Origin of the sequence: Alistipes sp. CAG:29 (genome assembly GCF_000435435.1) — a bacterium.
GTDB lineage: Bacteria > Bacteroidota > Bacteroidia > Bacteroidales > Rikenellaceae > Alistipes > Alistipes onderdonkii.
This window is the reverse complement of sequence record NZ_FR893507.1, coordinates 65536-85480: the sequence shown is the minus strand read 5'-3', so window position 1 is coordinate 85480 and position 19945 is coordinate 65536. Positions and strand designations below refer to the sequence as shown.

The following is a 19945-nucleotide window of genomic DNA, read 5'->3' as shown; positions in this document are numbered from 1 at the left end:
CTTTATTATTGGGATTAAATATTATTGACCATGAAAAAACTTATTCTATTGTTGGCAGCCGTGGCATTGGCTACGTCTGTATGGGCGCAGGACACGCCCAAAAAACCGAGCTTCGCCGGTTTCGTGTCGAACGGTTTCTGGGATAACTGGGAAATTACGCTTGGGGGCGGTGCCGGTACGGCCCTTTCCAACGGTACCAACCAGGGGAGTTTCGGCGACCGTATTAATTTCGAGGCCAACTTCGGCCTTACCAAATGGTTCCATCCGGTGACCGGTATGCGCCTTCAGTTGCAGGGCGGCCGGTTCGCCAATTTCGACGATGTGCTGGGCAAGGCGAAATGGCCCTATTTGTTCGTGCATGCCGATTTCATGCTCAACTTCTCCAACTGGGCAGGAGGTTACCGTGAAGACCGAGCCTACTATGCCGTGCCGTTCGCCGGTTTCGGATATATGGCCTCGAACTTTACCGACAAAAGCCACGAGAACAACGGTTCGGGTACGCACCAGTCGTTCGCGTTCACTTTGGGCTGGCTCAACAAGTTCCGCATTTCGCCGTCGTTCGATTTCAATATCGAACTCAAAGGGCTGATAGCGCCTTCGCGGGTCAGCCCCGTTGCGATGGACGGCTCTTACCTGTTCGGTTTCAGCGCTACGGCAGGCTTCACCTACCGCTTTAACAAGCGCGGCTGGCAGCGCGGTGTTGCGGGCTATACCGTTGCGGACATCCAGGCTTTCCAGGACGCCGTAGCCGCCAGCATGGCCGCTGCCGCCGCCATGGAGGTCGAGAATGCCCAGCTGGCACAGCAGCTTGCCGCCTCGCAGGCCGAGCTCGCCGCCACGGCCGATGCCGCAGCTGCGGCAGCTACTGCCGCCGCAGCCGCTACGGTGGTTGCCGCCGAGGAGCAGGTTGCAGCGGATACTTCGATCATCCTCTTCGATTACAGCATGTCGTGGCTCACGCCGCAGGAGAAGACCCGCCTCGAGCTGGTGGCCGAGAAGATCAAGAACGGCCCGCAGGATATGGTTTATCAGATCGTAGGCCATGCCGACCAGCAGACGGGAACCAAAGCCGGGAACAAGCGCGTCGCCGAGCACCGTGCCAAGCGGGTATTCGACTTCCTCGTATCGAAGGGCGTCAACCCCAAGCAGCTGAATTACGAGGGCAAGGGCAACTCGCCCGATCCGTTCAAGAAGGTTCAGGCCGCCAATCGTGCCGCGATCATCCAGTAATCGGGAGCGAGGCTGCGGGCTTCCCCCGAAGTAGAAAAGAAAAAGGTGCAGGATTGTCCTGCACCTTTTTCTTGTGCTGATTCCGGGGTGTCGGCTGTGTGTTTTACCTGATAATCACGGCATTGACCAGCCGCACGCCCGAGCGGCGGTTGATCTCCTCCTTGAGCGCCTCGCGCTGGTAGAAGAGCTCCGAGCGGAGCACGCTCGACTGGATGCGGGCATAGAGGATGTGGTTTTCGATTTTCAGCTCGGTCGTAATCTCCGCGGCGCGGTCGCCCACGATCTCGCGCCAGGTGTCGGGCAGTTTCCCTTCGGCGACTTTCGCCGCAACATAGGGGCGTTTGAAAAACTCCTCCAGCAGGTCGCCCATCAGCATGGTCTTCGTCCGTCTCATGGCCGTCCTCCTTCCGATGCTGCATCCCCGGGGCGTGCCCCGTTGCCGTCGGGTTCTGCTGCTGGTTCTTCGGCAGGCTCCGGTGCCGGGACTGGTTCCGAAGGCCGCCGCGCGGGTTCTCCCGCCGGCGATTCCCCGGCTTGCCCTTCTGTCCGATCCGCGGCCGCAGTCCCGGTCTGTCCCGGTGTTTTTTCCTCCATCGGTTCCGCAGCCCCGTCCGTTACCGCATTCCCGGGCCGGCTTCCGGCCGATCCTTTGTCCGGGTCTGCCGCGGCAGCCGTTGCCGTTGCATTCCCCTGCGTCACCGCCCCGTTCCCGACCGTGAAAAGCGCATATTCGCCGCCCGCCTTGTCGAGGATCGTACGCAGCCGTGTGGGGTTGCAGTCGGTGATCAAGATCTGCCCGAACGAATCTTCGGACACGAGGCGGATCAACTGCTCCACGCGCCCGGCGTCGAGCTTGTCGAAGAGGTCGTCCAGCAGCAGGATCGGTTTTTCGCCCTTTTCCCGGGCGACGATGGTGTATTGCGCCAGTTTGAGGGCTATCAGGAACGATTTCTGCTGTCCCTGCGACCCGTATTTGCGCAGGGGGTAGCCGCCGATTTTCAGCACCAGGTCGTCGCGGTGGATGCCTGCCGTGGTGAATTCGTTGGCGAGGTCTTTCTGCCGTGCCGCGAGGAGCAGTTCGTCGAACGGCCGGTCGTTCAGCTCCGACTTGTAGTGCAGTTCGACCTGCTCGCGGTCGCCCGAGAGGGTGCGGTAATAGTCCGCGACGACGGGTTGCAGCCGTTGCGTGAACTCCCGCCGCAGGGCGTGTATTCGGTTGCCCTGCTCGACGAGTTGCAGGTCGTAAATGCGGAGCATCGTTTCGTCGGGCATGTTCTTGAGCAGGCGGTTGCGTTCGGCCAGCACGCCGTTGTAACGCATTACGGCGGCCAGGTAGGTGCGGTCGAGCTGCGAGATGAAGCCGTTGAGGTAGCGGCGGCGTTCGTCCGCGGCGTCGCTGATGAGCGCACTGTCGGCCGGCGACACGATCACGGCTGGAATCAGCCCCACGTGATCCGACAGCCGTTCGTACTCCTTTCCGTTGCGTTTGAGCACCTTGCCGCCCTTGCGCGAGAACGAGCACACGACGCTCTCCGTCTTGCCCGCATCGGTGAGGTACTGTCCTTCGGCGAGGAAGAAATCCGCGCCGTGGCGGACGCTCTGCCCGTCGGTCATCGTCAGCGACGACTTGCACATCGAGAGGTAATAGACCGCGTCGATGACATTGGTCTTGCCCGCCCCGTTGTCGCCCACCAGGCAGTTGATGCCGGGGCACAGGGCGAGTTCCTCCTGTGCGATATTCTTGAAGTTGAGCAGCGATATTTTCTTCAGATACATGGTTCAAAGATAGTGCAAGCCGAGCGCAATGCCAAATTTATTTGGGCATTGCCAAGGCGCCGCCTGTGTTCTGTAAAGATAGTGCAAGCCGAGCGCAATGCCAAATTTATTTGGGCATTGCGCCCGTCGCATGTATCCCGAGTTGCAAAAAATCGGGATGCGGCATTGTACATTGTGAATAGTTTTGTATCTTTGCTGCCTAACGTACGGAATTATAAACTAAACAAGATAGATTTTTATGGCAAAACAGCATGTCGCCGAGCAGGAAACCCTTGGCGAAGCAATGAACAAAACTGAGTTTTTCTTCGAGAAGAACGGCCGTATGTTGTCGTATGTTTTCCTCGGATTGCTGGTGCTCGCAGCCCTCGTTTTCGGCTACCGCGCACTGATCGTGTCGCCGCGTGCCGAGAAGGCCGCCGAAATGATCGCCGAGGCGCAGTACCGTTTCGAGGATCAGAATGCGGACTATGCGCTGGCACTCGAAGGCGATGCCAACGGCGCCGGATTCCTCGAGGTGATCGAGAAGTACGGCTCGACCCCTTCGGGCAACCTTGCCAAACACTACGCCGGCATCTGTTACCTGAAGGCCGGCGACCTGGAGAATGCCGCCAAATTCCTGGCCAGGTATTCGCCCGTAAAGGGTATCCCGGGCGCATTGATCAACGCCCAGAACTACGGGTTGCAGGGTGACATCGCCGTCGAGCAGAAGGACTATGCCAAGGCTGTGAAATTCTACGACAAAGCCGTAGCGGCTGCCGACAACAACCTCACCGCTCCGATGTACCTCCGCAAAGCCGGCCTGGCCGAGCAGGCCCAGGGCAACGGCGCGAAAGCGGCCGCATACTACGAGCAGATACTGACTTCGTACCCGGCGTCGATGGACGCACGCGACGCGGAGAAACTTCTCGGCAGCATAAAATAACCGGAGACTATGGCGACCAAGAAGCATAACCTTTCCCAATTCGATTCACCCCTGCCTTCGGCCGCCGAGATGCGGTTCGGCATCGTCGTGGCCGAGTGGAACCGCGAGGTCACCGAAGCCCTTCTCGAAGGCGCCGTGCGCACGTTGCGTGCCGCCGGATGCCCCGACCTGAACATCCAGATCAAATATGTCCCCGGGACGTTCGAACTGGCGCTCGGCGCACAGTTTTTCGCCGAATATACCGATGTCGACGCGGTGATCGCGCTCGGGTGTGTCATCCAGGGCGATACGCGCCATTTCGATTTCATTTGCCAGGGCGTGACGCAGGGTATCACCCAGCTGCAGATCCAGTGGAACATGCCGATCGCATTCGGTGTGCTGACCGTCAACGACATGCAGCAGGCGCTCGACCGCTGCGGCGGCCGCCACGGCAACAAGGGCGATGAAGCGGCTGCGACAGCCATCAACATGGTCAAGTTGCAGATCGACATGGAAGCCGCTTCCCCCGACCACGAACCCGACCGGCGGAACATCAACTGACGACTTTGGTACAGATATTAAAGGGAGCCTTTCATAGGCTCCCTTTTTTGCGGCGTTTCCGGCGGTGCGTAGCGGTTATCAGTTGCGTCCGTGTGTCATGACCTATGATCCGTGTCCTGTGCTCTGGGAACCGTGCTCCGTGAACCGTGTGCTGTGCGTCTTGAACTCGTGTGCCCGCGAGTTGTGTGTCCGTGTCGGCGCCCGTGCGTCCCTCTCCGCCGCCTGATATGCTCCGGGGCGCCATTCACGGCTTGGACGGAAAGGCATGTGCCTCGGGCCCGGCGGGCCCGGCCTTCGGAGGCCTGTACCACCGCCATCGCCGTTGCCACCCGGGGCGGAATAAAAGAAGAGGGAGGCCTTCAGGCCTCCCTCTTCGGTATGGGGATCGAACGGTGTTATTCGACAACCTGAATGACCGGACTGTCGTTGTACCCGTTATCGGCGGAGCTTGCCCAGCGGATCGTACCGCCGTTGGGTTCCGTACCGCCCGTGGTATTGGCTTCGCAATAGAACCGGATCTTGACGCTGCCGTCGCTGATACCGCGTGCGAAGGTCATTGTCTCGTCGATCTGCATGTTGGCCGTCGGTACCAGATGCGTGTAGGTGATCTGTTCCCCGTTGACGGTTGCGGTCTGCGTGTCGGTCGCCGGTTTCCAGCTCGTACCGTCCATATATTGCAGGCTCCAGTACTTCTGTCCGGTGCCGGAGATACGTGTGAGACCCGTAAAACGAACCTTCGTTCCCGACTTGAAGTTCTTGACCGGAACTTCGAATAACCAGTAGTCGCCCTTCCATGCTCCCGTGACGTAGGGTTGTCCCGTGCCGCCGATCATGCGCGTGCTGTTGGGGTGCAGGCTGCCGTCGGAGTTGAAGGTGTGGAAGTAGGAGATATAACCTACGCCCGATGAGGCCATGAGCTTGTTGTTCTGCTCGAACTGCTCTTTCGGAACCGTGTAGTCCGTGCCCGAGGCACCGTTGAAGAACCACTTTACCGGAGCGTCCAGACCTTCCAGCGGCCCGCCTTCCGCCAGGCTTTCCTGTGTCACGAAGATCTCCTTGACGGCTTTGGTGCCGAGCACCTCGTCCGAGATGATCGAGAACGAAGCGGAGCGTTCGTCGAGCGAAAGGTTGCTGGTCGCTTTCACCGTCATGACATACTCCTTGTCCGCTTCGCCGGCCGAGGGCGTGACCTCGATCCATGCGTTCTCGGCAACCGAAATCGTCCAGTCCCAGTTGGATTTCACCTTGAAGGTGAATGCATTGGGCTGGTAGGCCGGGAACGGGGGCAGTGCCAGGTCGTCGCCGATGTCCTCGCTCGTAATCTCGATCTGCGGCGTGATGTCCTGCAGGATGTTCAGGTCGGCTTTGATGTCCTTGTACTGGCCGCTGCCCTTGAAGGCGATGCTGAAATCACGGCTCAGGGATGCCGGCTGCTCGGGATACTCCTCGATGTCGAGCGTGAAAGTCCCGTTGCCCGTCTCGGTGAAGGTTGCCCATTCGGCTTTTTCGGGTTCGTAGAACGGCGTCACGTTCGACGCGACCTTGATGTCGTAATGGGCGGCATAACGTCCCGCTACGATCTCGTTCGTCTCGATGTTGTTGACGACGAACCTGATGTAAGGTTCGTTGGCGCTCTGGTTGACGACGAGGGTCGTTTCGGTCTGCCTGCCGTCCGCATAGCGGAATACGACCGTCGCCGAACGCGGGGTGTTGGCATCGTTGTCCTCCAGGCAGAAGCGTACCTTGCCGTCGCCCTGGCCTGTCTTGGGGTAGAATTTGATCCAGTCTCCGTCCGTGGAGTTGCATTCGACACTCCAGTTGCAGTTCGAACGGATGTCGTAACGGATCAGTTCGAGCGTGGCGTCGCCGATGATGGCCTCGGCGTCGAAACCCAGGTCGGAGGAGGCGGTCACCAGCTTGCTCGATACGACGGTATTCTCCAGCCGGAAGTAGGGGCTGCCGCCCTCCGTGTCGTCGTCGCTGCACGAGACGAAGGCCGCCGGGATCAGGAGCAGCGCCGACATGGCCAGGCCCCTCATGTTGCGGATTATGTTTTTCGCGTTCATAGTGCGTTCGTTTTTAGATTATAGGTTCTCTTCGGCGATGACATTCTTGCGGAACGAGTGTTCCCACGGCTGCCCGGCATCCTTGGCGACGGCCTGGCCGCTCCACCATATCGGGAAGACCATGGTGTTGTCGTTGATGGTACCGCCCTGTGCCTCGAATGCGGCCGTATAGTTCGCACGGTTGTTGGCGATCGCGATCGACGGATAGGGATAGCGGGCGATGAACTTTCCGCCCGTGGCGTTCAGCTCGATCGTTCCCATACCGGTCTTGCACTCGGGATACCCCGTACGGCGCATTTCGTGGTACATCTGGAAGCCGATGACCCAGAACAGCGAGAGCCATTTCTGCTCGGCGAGGCGCTGCTGGGTATTGTTCCATTTTACCTGGTCGCTCGCCAGCAGTGCGGCGATGTTCTTCTGCGTGATGGCTACGGTCTTGAGTTCGATCTTGTTCGACGCGTTGAGTTCGGGGTAGGAAGCGTAAATGCCGTATTCGCCCCATTTCTGGCACGACGCGGTGATCGCCGCTTCGTAATACTCCTTGGCGGAGCCCGATATCCAGCCGTTCATCGCTGCTTCGGCCTTGATGAAGAGCAGCTCGTCGTAGTCGAGCATGTGGTTGGGGCGCGTGTCGCCCACCAGCGTTTCGTAATGCAGGTAGGGTTCGCGTTCGCTGATGGAGGTGATGCCGTTGTAGTTGATCGTACAGCCCGAGACGGCGCCGATCATTTCGCGGATCACATCGGGCTCGGTCGCACTGGGATACTGGATGTAGCGGGGCTTGATCCAGATGCGCAGGCGCGGGTCGACGAAGCCGTCCGAAGCGTCGTAGAGCAGGTCGAGCAGCTGTGCGGCGATGTGGTGGTCGCTCGACAGGCTCTTGTCGTCGGGGAACGAACTGGAGTTGAAATAGGTCTTGTAATACTCCGCGCTGCCGGAGAACTTCACGGTGGCGTTGTCGTCGTTCGACTCGAAGACGGGGTATTTGCCCGGGTTGGAGATGATCTGGTTGATCTGCTCGCCGACCGTGGGGGTGAAGGCGTTGTTACGGCCGCTCACGCGCATCAGCAGACGCAGGCGCAGCGTGTTGGTGAATTTCTGCCACTTGGCGATGTCGCCGCCGTAGATGCCGTCCTTGGTGGGGTCGTCCAGCCCCAGGCTGGCGTTGTAGAGCGAGTTGGCCAGCTCGAGTTCCTCCAGCATGGCCGTATAGACCTCCTGCTGCGAGTCGATATGCGGGGTGTTGATGCCCTCGCCGCCCTTGAGCGCCTCGCGGTAGGCGATCGAACCGAACATGTCGGTGAGGATCGACATGTTATAGACCTTCAGCGTCAGGCCGATGGCCTGGAAGTTGGGCTGGTTCTGCGCCACGGCCAGGTCGTACATGTGCTTGGCATTGCCGGCCCATTTGTACCCGAGGTTCCAGATGGCCTTGAAATTGCCGTCGGCAAGGTTGTAGCAGTGTTCGCGGCGCGGTGTCGACTTGGCCACGGTGACCTGCGAAATCTCGTTGGCGATGCTCAGCATGTAGGACGAATAGCTGTTCGTAGAGCTGTAAATCAGCGGTTCGAGCAGCGCGATGGGGGCTACCGACCCTTCCGATTGTTTGTTCGGATTGGTGTTGTAATCCTCGAAATCGTTCGTACATGCGCCCGATGCGGCGAGCAGCGCGAGTATCAGGATATATTTTGCGTATTTCATGGCGTTCGCAGTTTTAGAACTGAAGTTTGATGTTGATACCGTAGGTACGCGTCATCGGGAAGGTGACGGTTTCGATACCGGGGTAAATGTTCGTACCGTTGACCAGACCTGCCGCCTCGGGGTCGAACTGCGGCCAGTCGGTGATGCAGAAGAGGTTGGTGGCGAAGAACCCGATCGACGCGCCCTGCAGGAAACGGGTCTTGGCCATCAGGTGCTTCGGCAGCTGGTAGTCGATGCGCAGCTCCTTGAACTTGAGGAAGTCGGTGCTGAACGTGTTTTCACGGCCGTTGTCGCGCACCCATTTGTAGGACTGGTAGTAGGTGTAGATGTTCTCCGTGACGGCGGTGTTCTTCTGGTAGGAAACCGTGCCGTCGCCGTTGTCCACGGCGTTGACGCCCTGCAGAACCAGGCCGTCGTCACGTCCGGCGAGCGAGTTCTTCAGTTTGCCCTGGTACGAGAGTGCGAAGTTGGTCACCGAGTAGGCCACGCCGCCGACCTGCGCCGTGAACTGCGCGCTCAGCGAGAGGTTCTTGTAGCGGAACGTCGTGCCGAAGCCTGCCTTCCAGTCGGGGATTACGCTGCCCAGGTGCTCGAACTTCTTGGAGTCGGTCTCCTTGGTCAGCAGCGGGTAGCCGGTCTTGGCGTTGATGATCTGCATGCCCGAGCAGTCGACCTGGTTACCGTTTTCGTCCGTGTAGGTCGAACCCTCCGGCGCGTACTCGTAGTGGCTGGCCGAATAGAGCTGGTGCATGGACTTACCCACGTACGAGTAGACGAATATACGGCTGCCGATGGTCGTCGAGGTCGAGGTCTGCAACGGCGTTGCGGGATCCCATCCGTTCTGCAGCTCGTTGAGTTTGTTCTTGTTGAGCGACCAGTTGCCGTTGATCTCCCAGTTGATGTCCTTCGTGCGGACGGGAACCATGCGGAACGTGACCTCGACACCCTTGTTGGTAATCAGGCCGGCGTTCATCTTGCGGGACGTACTGCCGGTTTCGGCGCTCGTTTCGGCGCTGATGATCTGGTTGCGGGTGCTGGTCTTGTAGAGCGCCACGTCGACATTGAGCCGGTTGCCCAGGAACTTGGTTTCCAGGCCGACTTCCCAGCTGCTGGTCTTTTCCGGGAGGATGTACGGGTAGTTGCTGGCCGTAGGCAGCGTGACGCCGCCCGGATAGTCCGTGGTCGAGTAGTCGTCGTAGAGCGAGAAGACCGAAGTGTCGTTACCCACCTGTGCCCAAGAACCGCGCAGCTTGATCATGTTGACATGAGGGGAGTTGATCTTGAACGCCTTGTCGAGCAGGATACTGGCCGATACCGACGGGTAGAAATAGCTCCAGTTGGAGGGAGCCAGCGTCGACGACCAGTCGTTGCGGGCCGTGACGTCGAGGAAGTAGGTGTCGTCCCACGACAGGTTGACAAAGCCGTAAAGGCTGTTGGTCTGCCGGTTGCTGCGGTAGGGCGACGTGTCGAGGGCTACCGCGGCGTTGGCGAACGAATACATGCCGGGGCCTTCGCTGCTCAGCTGCGAGGCGGTGATGGTGGTCGAGTAGTATTTGTTGCGCAGGACGCTGCCGCCGAATGCCGCCGTGACGCCGAAGCGATCCCACAGCTTGTTGTACTTGAGCAGGAAGTCCGAGTTGTAGTCGTAGCGGCGGATGGTCTTCTCGCGGTACATGCCGTAGCGGTTGTCGAGCGACATGAAGGGTTTCTGCTGCGAGCGCCATTCGATATTGGCGTCGAAGCCGCCGCGCAGCGTGAAGGTCAGCTCGGGCAGGATCGTGAAGTCGATGCTCACGTTGCCGAAGAAACGGTCACGATCCAGTTTGTTCAGCTCCTCGTACAGCGTGCGGTAGGGGTTGTGGCCCTCGAGGCTGTTGTAGATAAGCCCCGAAGTGGTGTTGTATTTGTCTTCGCCGCTGCCTGCCAGGTAGTTGGCATAGGTATAACGGCCCTGCATGTACTCGTCGCGGTAAGCCGAGATGGGGTTGGTGTTGTAGCCCCAGATCAGGCCGTACATGGGCGAACCCTGGCTGTAACCCGACATGGGCATGTTGTCGCTGTTCTTGCGGATGTAGTTGACCTTTGCCGCCAGTTTGATGGCCTTGCTGATCTTCTGGTTCAGGGCCAGTGCGAAGGTCTGCTGTTCGTAGCCCGAGTTGGGCGTGATCCAGTCGTTGCGCAGGTCGGTGAATGAGAAGCGCGTGCTCGTACCCTTGCCCGTCGAACCGTCGATGGTCACCGAGTTGCTCCACGTAACGCCCGTTTCGAAGAGGCCGGTGAACCAGTCGTCGGCGTATACCCACGGCAGGGGGGTGAACTCTCCGGTTTCCCAGTTCTTCGACATGTAGAGATAGCGCAGCTTGCTGGAGTCGAAATGCTCGCCGTACGTGTAGCGCGAGATCTGCTGGCGGACGGGCTGCCCGTCGTAGGTCATCGTGCCGGGAAGGCCCCATGCCGATGCGACGCGGTTGGTGAGCGACGTGGTGACGGCCGAGGGGCCGTATTCCTCCTGGAATTCGGGCCAGAAGCCTGCGGTCTCGAAGGTCACCGAACCGTTGTATGTAACGCCGATACCACGCTGTTCGCGGCCCGACTTGGTGGTGATGAGCACCACGCCGTTCTGGCCCATCGAACCGTAAAGCGCGGCTGCGGCGGGGCCCTTGAGGACGGAGACGTTCTCGATGTCGTCGGGGTTGAGGTCGGAGATCGGGTTACCGAAGTCCACCGGGGCGTTGCTGTTGGCATAGTTGGCGCCCGAACCGGAGGCTACCGTGCCGTTGCTCATCGGGATACCGTCGATGACGAACAGCGCTTCGTTGGCGCCGTAGTTGAGCGACGTGTCGCCGCGCAGCGTCACACGTACCGTACCGCCGGGGCCGGTGCCCGCCGAGGACATCGACATACCGGCGACCTTGCCGTTGAGCCCCGTCACCCAGTTGCTCGATATGGATTTGGTGAGTTCGTCGCCCGAGACTTTCGAAACGGCATAGCCGACCGATTTCTCCGAGCGGGTCAGGCCGAGTGCCGTGACGACCACTTCGTCGATCTTCTGCGCCGATTCTTTCAGCGTGACGTTGATCGTGGTGCGGCTTCCGACCGTGACCTCCTGCGGGTCATAACCCAGCGACTGGAAGACCAGCACGTCGTTGTCGCTGCCCACATGGATCGTATAGGTTCCGTCTGCGTTCGAAATCGTGCCTGTCGCAGTCCCCTTCAGGATGACGGTGGCCCCGACGAGCGGGCTTTTGCCGTCCGTGTCGAACACGATGCCCGTGATGTTGCGGCTTTGGGCCCAGGCGGCCGAAGCGACCAGCAACATTACCGCGGTTGCCAAAGCATTCCGTATGTATGTTTTAAGCTTCATATTGTTGATTTTTTAATTCGGTTTTTTTTGTCGAACGGCTGCGGTCGTCCTGCGGGCGGCCGCAGCCGTCAAGGTCGGTTTAGGGTACGATCTGTATTCTCGGGCTGTCGGCCGTTCCGGCTCCGCCCCAGCGTATCGTTTCGCCGTTGGGCTTGGTGAGTGCGCCCTTGCCGTTGGCCTGCCAGTTGGCTGCGCAGACGAACCGGAATTCGATGTTGCCGCCGGAGATCGCATTGGCATAGGTGACCGTCACGTCGACCGTGATGTAGGTCGTCCTGTCGGCTTTCATGGCGTGGGTGTAGGAGACCTCTTCCCCCGTTTCCGTGGTCGTTTGTAATGCCGCGGCGGGTTTCCAGGTGCCGCCGTCGTTGTACTCCATCCGCCAGAATTTGTGGCCGGTGGCCGAGGTGCGGGTGATCGCCGTGAAGCGGACTTTGGTGCCTGCGTCGAGGTTCGTCACCGGGACGGCGAACGTCCAGTAGTCGCCCGGCCAGCCGCCCGTGATGTACGGATGGCCCGTACTGCCGACGATGCGTTCGCATTTCTTGTCGGGATCGCTCGGTGCCGTGTGCGTATAGGAGAGGTACCCCGGCCCCGATTGGGCCAGCACCGTGTTGTACGGGCTGTCGGGCCCGCCCTTGAAGTCCTGGGCGTAGTTGCCCATATCCTCTTCCGAGAACGACCATTGTACGGGAGACGCCAAGTCCCATTTCACCGTTCCGGGCGATACGGGCTGCTGCGAAAGCGCGATCTTCTCGGTAAGGGTTGCATCGCCCTCGGCCGCCGTGATCGTAAACTCGCCGAAGCGGCGGAACGAGAGGTTCTGCTCAAGCGCCTTGACCGTTACCTCCACGTCGGTGTTGGCGGCACCCTGCCCGGGGCTCACCTCGTACCATGCCGCAGCGCCCGATGGGGCGATCGTCCAGGGATAGGGGGCGTTGACCGTGAATTTCACCTCGGCACCCGATTCTGTGGGGTTGTCGCTGAGCTCCAGCGTATTGTCCGTCAGCCCTTCGATGGTGATCTGTGCCCCGGAAGCCTGCGTGACAGCAACCTTCTCGATCTCTGCGCCTTCCGACTTGATGATGATATGGCCCGTGCGGCTTTCGCCTCCGGAGTTCCTGCCTACTTCGACCTTGGTGGTGACGTAGGGCAGCCCCGTGGCCTTGACGGTCGCCACACCGTTCGAGAGCGATGCGCCGTTGTTGGCGCCCGTTACCGTCGACGGATCTGCGTCGCCGCAGCGTACGGTGGTGATCGTCAGCCAGTCGCAGTCGGTCTCCGCCGTCCAGGCCTTGTTGACGCGCACCGAGCAGATCAGCGTGCCGCCTTCGGCGACCACCATCTTGTTGGCATCGAAGAGGCTCGCATCGGAGGTATTGACGATCTCCTTGTCGAGCGGGGTTACGAGTGCCTCCGGAGCCGGGGCTTCGGGGTTCTCGTCCTTGGCGCGCGTCACGGTGATGTTGTCCAGGTAGAGGCGGCACTTCACTTCGCGCTCGCTGCCGAAGGTGATGCGGGTTTCGTTCGTAGCGCCGTAGACGATCAGCGAGTAGCGCGTCCACTCCCAGACGTTCTTCACTTCGACCAGCGCGGAGGTTTCCACCAGGTCGCCGATCGTGCCGGGGCCTTCGATCGTGACGTCCATGTGGTCGTCGCCGTTGTCCACCGTGCCGCCTGCCGACGAATAGGCGGCTGCGTCGAACTGCACGAGCAGCGTCGCGGCCTTGCCGGCGTCGATGCCCGTGAGTGCGGGGATCGTGATGGCGCCCATGTTGGCGGTCTTACCCAGCTTGACATGGCCTTCGTAACGGGCATATACCGAGGGCGTGTAGGTGTAGCCCTTGGCCGCTACGGCCTCTTTCATCCCGTCGGTCGAAAGGGCGAACTCGTTGCCGTTCGTGCCGTCGATCGATACGCTCGGCCAGCCGTACTTGGTGTAGGGGCTCACCCAGTTGTCGGGAATCCACTGGAAGTCGTCGCTGAAGAAGACGTATCCCTCGGCATGCGTGTCCTTGGGCATGTAGGGCGCCTGAACCAGCTCGATGATCTCTTCGGCGGTGTTCTCGCCGAATTCGGCGTCGCCGGCCGTGATCGTGATTTTCGACTCGCGGCGTTCGTCGGTGGTGTTGGCCTTGGGCGTGATGGTGACTTGGGCCGCAGAGCCGGCCTTGCCGCTCTTGGGCGCTACCGTCAGCCAGGTCTCGTTCTCCACCGTGAGCGTCCAGTCGTAGGATGCCTCGACGGTGAAGACCACCGGATCCGTATCTTCGGCTTCGAAGGCCAGCAGGCGTTCTTCGAGCCCCGTTATCACGATGCCGGCCGCCAGGTAGGCGTCCTGCGAAAGCGGGATGCTCTTCTCCGTCAGGCAGGGATGGAGGTTGTTGCCGCTGTTGGCGCGGATGGTGAATTCGCCGTCGCGCGCCTCGCCCTGGTTCAGGGCCGGGGTGACGGTGACCTGGATATTCTGGCCCGCCTCGCCCTTGTTCGGGGTGACGACGAACCAGCCTGCGGTCTTGGTGATCTCCCAGGGCGCGTCGACGCTCATGGTAAATGTATGCGGGGTCAGTGCCGAATAGAGGAACTTCAGCCCTGCATCGGGCAGGTTTTCGGTGGAGAGTGCCGGGGGGATGGGGTTCCCCGAATCCCCTTCGGTGTCGTCGTCGCTGCATGCCGCGGCTCCCAGGAGCGTGACGCATAATAACGACCACAACCATTTGTTCATTATACGCTTCATTGTCTTAAGGTTTTTTGAGGGTTATTTGGTCACGTCGGTCGTGAGCGCCTTGGGCCGGGTCATCGACTCCGTGCTGACGTTGCCGAAGCGGTCGGTAACCGATATCTCCAGCGTGGAAGACGCCGAGGAGGCCGTAACCTCGAACATATGCATGCAGGAGGTCGAGGGGAAGGTGAGCGTGCCGTTGTTGGCCGCGCCGCGCGGGATGTCGTACGAAATGCTGTGCAGCGGGTCTTTCTTGCTCCAGACCTGTTTCACGGCGAGCGGCGTTCCGTTTTCCGTCACGGAAACCGTCCAGCCCGGCTCATAGGCCCAGACGTTGATGTAGACGGCATTTTCGCCCACCGTCGAATAATCCTTGTCGCGGTTTCGGAGGTCGTTGCCTGCGGCGAAGGCCTTGAGTGCCGTGGCGTCGGTGGCCCAGTACTCCTTGACCTCGTTCATGTCGTAGGTGATGAACTGCTTTTCGATGGGAAGCCCCGTGGCTTTGTACTGCCATTTGAGGTCGGTTCCGTCGACCGTGAAGATCTTGTAACCCGCGGGCGAACCGTCGGTGCAGACGTTGTTGTTGCCGTACTGCTGCGTCCACCACCAGGTGCCGCAGACCGCCGCGATATTCTGCTCGTAGACGTTCGCATAGGTCGGCGACTGGATATTGCGGTTCACGTGCGTGTGCCCCGTGAGGAAAGTCACGTTGCTGAAGCCGGCGAAGCAGCTCAGGATTTTGTCGATGTCGGCCTGGGTCTGGAGCGCTACGCTCACGCCGCCGCTTCCGCTGTACGAGTAAAGCGGGCAGTGGCATCCCACGACGATCGGGGTCGATTTGTCGACATGGGTGAGTTCCTCCTTGAGCCATGCCAGCTGCCGGTCGTCGAAGCGGCGGTTGTAGTTGCGCGAACCGACCGTACCCTGCGAGCCGCCCGTGTTGAGGTACTCGGTGTTGTCGAGCATGATGTAGTGTATCCGGCCGATGTTCATGGCGTAGTAAACCGGGCCCATGTGTTGGCGGTAGGGGCCTTCGGCGCCGAAATCGGAGGCTACATAGGGGTCGTTGTCGTGGTTGCCCATCACCGACCACATCTGGAAGTTGAAGTCCTCGACGCTCTGCTTGCATTCGGGCAGCGCCCACTTGTTGTCGTACCAGTAGCCGTCCCACGAGAAGTCGCCCAGGTTGAGGCAGTATACCTTTCCGGGTGCGGCGGAGTTGTAGGCCGATGTCAGCTCCTTGACGAAGCCGTCGGCGAACTGGACGTAATCTTTCGGGGAGTTGCGGTTGGCCAGGTGCATGTCCGTGGCCACGAGCATGGTGTGGGAGTCGTTGTCGGCCCTGAGCAGCTGGAAGTCGAGTTGTTCGACGGTGTTTGCGTCGAGCGTGCAGGGCTGCCAGAACTGGGGCATCGCCTTGACGGTGGGGACGTCATAGCCCGCAGGCAGGATGACGAAGGCGAGTTCGTTGCGTTTTTCGGAATTGAGCCAATAGAAACCGTTGGCGTCGGTCTTGGTGATCAGGTCTCCGTCCGAGACCAGGACGTCGGCGATGCCTTGTCCTGCCAGGTGGACGATACCCTTGATCGTCGCGCCCTCCTTGTCCGGTACGGTGACGCCGCCCAGGGAGAGGTTGAGTTTGGCGGAGCCCAGTGCCTGCTCTTCTGCTCCGCGCTGCAGGGTGAATTCACAGTCGCCGTCGGCGGCGTTCTGGGGAATGGTGAAGGTCAGCGAAGAATCGTCAGCACCCTTGACCGGCGCTTCGAATTTCCCCCCCCCCTTGTTCCAGGAAGAGTTTGTCCGTAGCCATGAACCCGCGGCCGCGGATCACGGCGTCGCCGCCCCAGTTGCCCGAGATGGTCTTGCCCAGGTCGACGTCGATGGCCAGTTGTACGGTCATCCTGCTCGATCCGAGCACCTGGTAGTCCTGTGCCCGGTTGAGCACGACCTTATAGACGGTCTGGTCTGCCGCGCCGTCGGGTATGACGAACGTCAGCAGTTTTTCCGATGCTACCGTGGTCGCTGCCGGGAGATCCTCACCGGCGCGTAACGCGATGGCGTCGCCCTGGGCGAAGCCGTAGCCGGAAACGGAAACCTCCATCCCGCGGTAGACGGTCATCGAGGTCGGAATAACTACATCGGTGACCAGCCGGCCATCGTTGTAGATCTCCTTGTCGCTGTCGTCACAACCGGCCAGTCCGACCGGCAGGGCGACGAGCAGCAACCCGGCGATTAAAGTAATCAGTTTTTTCATAGGCTATTGATGATTTTGGTGTTGGTGTCCTGTACGTCAGTCGGTGTGCCCGAGTGCGATGCGCTCCGAGTAGCGGCGCCCGAATCGGTCGGTGGCGACCACCTCCACCTCGCGGGCCGATGCCGAGGGGCGTGCCGTGAAATAGAAGTTCGTCGGGCGTGGGCGCTGGACTTTGGAGATTTTCCTTCCGGCGGCCTTCAGCGAGTCGATGTGCGCGGTATAATCCGGGTCGTCGAGCGTCGTACGCTGCATGGCGCCGCGGTAACGGCCGTCCTCATACCATACGACCGTCCAGTACGAATCCCAGTTCCATACCTTTGCCACGACGCTGGCCGGGTGCTTGGCCACCTGGCCGGGGTGCCATACGCGGATCTGCCGTGCCGGGGACTCGCCGAGGCTCCGGTATTCCCACGAGAATTCCCCGCCGCATTCGCGGAACAGCTGGAAGCCCTTGGGCGTACCGTCCCAGTTGATCGGATCCCACCAGAGGTTGCCGCAGACCTGCGCTACGTTGTGTTCCATGACCCCCTCGCGGATGTCGTAATTCGAGTTGAGGTGCGTATGCCCGGTGATGAAGTGCAGTTCGTGCCCCGCAAAGGCGTCCATCAGCCCTTCGGCCGACTCCATGACGCGGTTCCCGAGCCACGATTTCATGGCCGGGGCATGCATCGCGATGCAGACGCGCGACCCTGCGGGCAGGCGTTCGGCATAGGCGGCTGCCCAGCGCAGTTGCATCGTGTCGATCCGCTCCTCGTATTTCTTCGCGCCGTGGTAAACGATGTCGTCGAGCACGATATAGTGCGTGCGCCCCATGTCGAATGCATAATAGGTGGGGCCGAAATGGCTGCGGTAATTCTCCGTCGCCTCGCGGTCGGTATATTTGTTCAGGTCATGGTCGTGGTTGCCGATCACGCCGTATACGGGTACCCCGAGCTTGGCGAACTCCGCTTTCACGCCTGCGAAGAGTTCCGGGGAGTCCCATACGATGTCCCCGAGCACGATCGCGGCCTGGTTCGCGCCCCGCGTTCTCCCGTTATCGGTTGCCGCCTGCAATGCGGGCATGACTTCGCTCCGTAACCGCCGGAAATGCTCTTCGGTCTTAGGCTGCGGGTCGGCGATCGCCAGCAGTTCGTAGCATCCGTCCGGGCCGGGCCACGGTTGCAATTCGAAGTCGTAGCGTTTGGCCGCCGGGTCGTATGCGCGGTAGAATTGCGGGATGCCCCCATCGAGCGGAGCCAGGTAGCCGGACGGGGTCACCAGACTGATGAACAGCGCCTGGTCGTCGGCATCGAGCGTGAATATGCCCTGCTCGTCGCTTTGCGCGAACGTATAACCGTCGGTTACGGTCACGCCGCCCATCGGCTTTCCGCCGCATTTGACCGATCCCCGTATCGGGCGGGCTGCGGCTGCGGCGCCGAGGCTGCAGGCCAGCAGGAAAAGTAACAGGTTTTTCATGGCCGGGTCTTTTCGAATGGTTTCTTTATTATTATAGGTGGGAGCCTTTGTCGCTCCGGCTGCAAAAATATTTTAATAATTGGCTCCGTGTGTCGTTGTCACCGGAATGTAATCCTTTTTTCATACCCTGGCAATCGGCTGCCGCTGCGAAAGCTTGTCACTGAAACGGATGCAGGCCGCGGGTGCTGCCCGCGGTTTGCCTTTTACGGTCGTGATTGGATCTCGTGCCGCTTTTTACCTTTTTTGGGTTTTTCGGTTGTATTTGTGTTTTTTATTGTGATGTGTAATATTTTTAATTTCATTATGAAACAAAAATAAATCTTTAATTTTATTTTCCAAAATAAAACACAAAAAAACTGGGCGAAATGTCTGCTTTTTTGAGAAAGAGTGGTTTTGAATCGAAATGTACGCCCTCCATTCCGTCCTGGCCGCGGAAATAAAAATCCCCGGACTTTCCGAAGTCCGGGGTCGGGGAAACGCGTGTCGGCCGTGTCAGAATACGCCGAGGTTGTCGAGGAAGATCAGCAGCAGCACGGCCGGGCAGACGTAGCGGAGCAGGAAGCTGAACAGGCCGTAGATGCGGAATTTCAGCTCTCCGTCGTTGGTGATCTGTGCCTTGAGGATGTGGTGGTCGAGCTTCCAGCCCACGAAGATGCAGGTGAAAAGCCCGCCTGCCGGCAGCAGGATGTTGGCCGTCAGGAAGTCGAGCGAATCGAAAAGCGAGAGCCCGGCGATCTTCCAACTGCCCAACGCACCCAGCGACAGCGATGCCAGCGACGCCAGGGCGGCCGTGGCGGCGGTCGTCAGCCATGCCGCAGCCTTACGGCTCAGGTGCCACTCCTCGTGCAGGTAGACCGTGACTACCTCGTGCAGCGAGATGGTCGAGGTGAGTGCTGCGACGACCAGCAGCAGGAAGAAAATCGACGACCACACCATGCTCAGCGGCATGCCGTTAAAGATACTCGGCAGGGTGATGAATACGAGCGACGGCCCCGACGAAGGCTCGATGCCTACGCTGAATACCGCCGGGAAGATCACCACGCCGGCCAGTATGGCCACCAGTGTGTCGAGGATGGTGACGTTGAGCGCCGTGTGGCGCAGGTTCGTGTCCGGTTTGAAATACGAGGCGTAGGTCACCATCGTGCCGATGCCGATCGAAAGCGAGAAGAACGCCTGCCCCAGTGCGACGAGCACGGTCGTGGGCGTCACCTTCGAGAAGTCGGGGGCGAAGAGGAACTTCAACCCGGCTTCCCCGCCCGGCATCAGCAGTGAATGTACCGACAGTACGATCAGAATCAGGAACAGCAGCGGCATGAGGATTTTAGCCGAGCGTTCGATGCCTTTCTGTACGCCCATGGCGATCACGAAATGGGTTGCGAGGACGAACAGGCAGGTGTAGACGACCGGCCTCCAGGGATTGCTGATAAAGTTCTCGAAGAGACTCTTGTACTGCTCGGCGGTCGAGAAACGAGCGATACTGCCCGTCACCGAGTGCACCATGTATTCGGCCGTCCATCCCGATACTACGAAGTAGAACCCCAGGATCAGGAATGCGGCCAGCACGCCGTTGTAACCCAGAAAACTCCACCGTGGGTTCAGCGCCCGGTAGGCACCCACGGCATTGCGGTGCGAAGCACGCCCCACGGTGAACTCCGCGATCATGAGCGGCAGCCCCAGCAGCAGGACGCAAAGGATGTAGATTATCAGAAATGCCCCGCCGCCGTTGTCCCCGGCTACATAGGGGAAGCGCCAGATGTTGCCCAGCCCCACGGAACTTCCCGCGGCGACCAGCACGGCGCTCAATTTGCCACCCAAGGTGGCGCGACTCTCCTTGTGATGCATAACCTAACCTGTTTATTATCGCAAACGGGTGTGCGCATGCATGCGCACACCCGCCCTATTTCTCCAGCACGAC

The 19945-nt window shown here is 60.1% G+C and carries 13 protein-coding genes; 3 read left to right on the top strand and 10 right to left on the bottom strand.

Features of this window, described 5'->3' with window-relative positions:
• Window positions 1-30: 30 nt before the first annotated feature.
• Entirely contained in the window at window positions 31-1230 is a 1200-nt protein-coding gene (locus tag QVP03_RS13205; protein ID WP_022333859.1) for an OmpA family protein, read from the top strand.
• Window positions 1231-1333: 103 nt separating this feature from the next.
• Here QVP03_RS13205 and QVP03_RS13200 read toward each other — a convergent pair whose 3' ends face one another.
• A complete protein-coding gene (locus QVP03_RS13200) occupies window positions 1334-1606 on the bottom strand; it encodes a DUF721 domain-containing protein (RefSeq protein ID WP_055202647.1) in 273 nt (90 codons plus the stop codon).
• A gap of 14 nt (window positions 1607-1620) precedes the next feature.
• Window positions 1621-3006, bottom strand: a complete 1386-nt coding sequence (recF, locus tag QVP03_RS13195) for a DNA replication/repair protein RecF (protein ID WP_022333857.1) — start codon at window positions 3004-3006, stop codon at window positions 1621-1623.
• A 238-nt stretch (window positions 3007-3244) separates the two neighbouring features.
• Here recF and QVP03_RS13190 point away from each other — a divergent pair, with 238 nt between their 5' ends.
• Together QVP03_RS13190 and ribH are read left to right on the top strand one after the other, a co-directional pair.
• A complete protein-coding gene (locus tag QVP03_RS13190) occupies window positions 3245-3928 on the top strand; it encodes a tetratricopeptide repeat protein (RefSeq protein ID WP_022333856.1) in 684 nt (227 codons plus the stop codon).
• Between the two features lie 9 nt (window positions 3929-3937).
• Window positions 3938-4468, top strand: a complete 531-nt coding sequence (gene ribH / locus QVP03_RS13185) for a 6,7-dimethyl-8-ribityllumazine synthase (RefSeq protein ID WP_022333855.1) — start codon at window positions 3938-3940, stop codon at window positions 4466-4468.
• A 395-nt stretch (window positions 4469-4863) separates the two neighbouring features.
• Here the strand turns inward: ribH and QVP03_RS13180 are convergent, their stop codons facing one another.
• The 8 genes from QVP03_RS13180 to QVP03_RS13145 all read right to left on the bottom strand — a co-directional run bounded on the left by QVP03_RS13180 (window position 4864) and on the right by QVP03_RS13145 (window position 19872).
• Window positions 4864-6534: a BACON domain-containing protein gene (locus QVP03_RS13180; RefSeq protein ID WP_022333854.1), complete on the bottom strand. Its 1671-nt coding sequence runs from the start codon at window positions 6532-6534 to the stop codon at window positions 4864-4866.
• 18 nt (window positions 6535-6552) lie between these two features.
• Entirely contained in the window at window positions 6553-8235 is a 1683-nt protein-coding gene (locus QVP03_RS13175; RefSeq protein ID WP_018696145.1) for a SusD/RagB family nutrient-binding outer membrane lipoprotein, read from the bottom strand.
• Between the two features lie 13 nt (window positions 8236-8248).
• The gene (locus QVP03_RS13170; protein ID WP_022333853.1) at window positions 8249-11599 is read right to left on the bottom strand and encodes a SusC/RagA family TonB-linked outer membrane protein; all 3351 of its coding nucleotides are present in this window, start codon (window positions 11597-11599) and stop codon (window positions 8249-8251) included.
• A 79-nt stretch (window positions 11600-11678) separates the two neighbouring features.
• Window positions 11679-14336, bottom strand: coding sequence for a BACON domain-containing protein (locus tag QVP03_RS13165; RefSeq protein ID WP_022333852.1), 2658 nt, complete (start codon window positions 14334-14336; stop codon window positions 11679-11681).
• A gap of 21 nt (window positions 14337-14357) precedes the next feature.
• Window positions 14358-15842 (bottom strand): calcineurin-like phosphoesterase C-terminal domain-containing protein, encoded by a 1485-nt coding sequence (locus tag QVP03_RS13160; protein WP_256166203.1) that lies wholly within the window; start codon window positions 15840-15842, stop codon window positions 14358-14360.
• Window positions 15843-16062: 220 nt separating this feature from the next.
• Window positions 16063-16575, bottom strand: coding sequence for a hypothetical protein (locus QVP03_RS13155; protein WP_022333850.1), 513 nt, complete (start codon window positions 16573-16575; stop codon window positions 16063-16065).
• A 36-nt stretch (window positions 16576-16611) separates the two neighbouring features.
• Window positions 16612-18030: a calcineurin-like phosphoesterase C-terminal domain-containing protein gene (locus QVP03_RS13150; protein WP_022333849.1), complete on the bottom strand. Its 1419-nt coding sequence runs from the start codon at window positions 18028-18030 to the stop codon at window positions 16612-16614.
• 492 nt (window positions 18031-18522) lie between these two features.
• Complete coding sequence (locus QVP03_RS13145; RefSeq protein ID WP_022333848.1) at window positions 18523-19872, bottom strand: sodium-dependent transporter; 1350 nt, start codon at window positions 19870-19872, stop codon at window positions 18523-18525.
• Window positions 19873-19945: the final 73 nt, after the last annotated feature.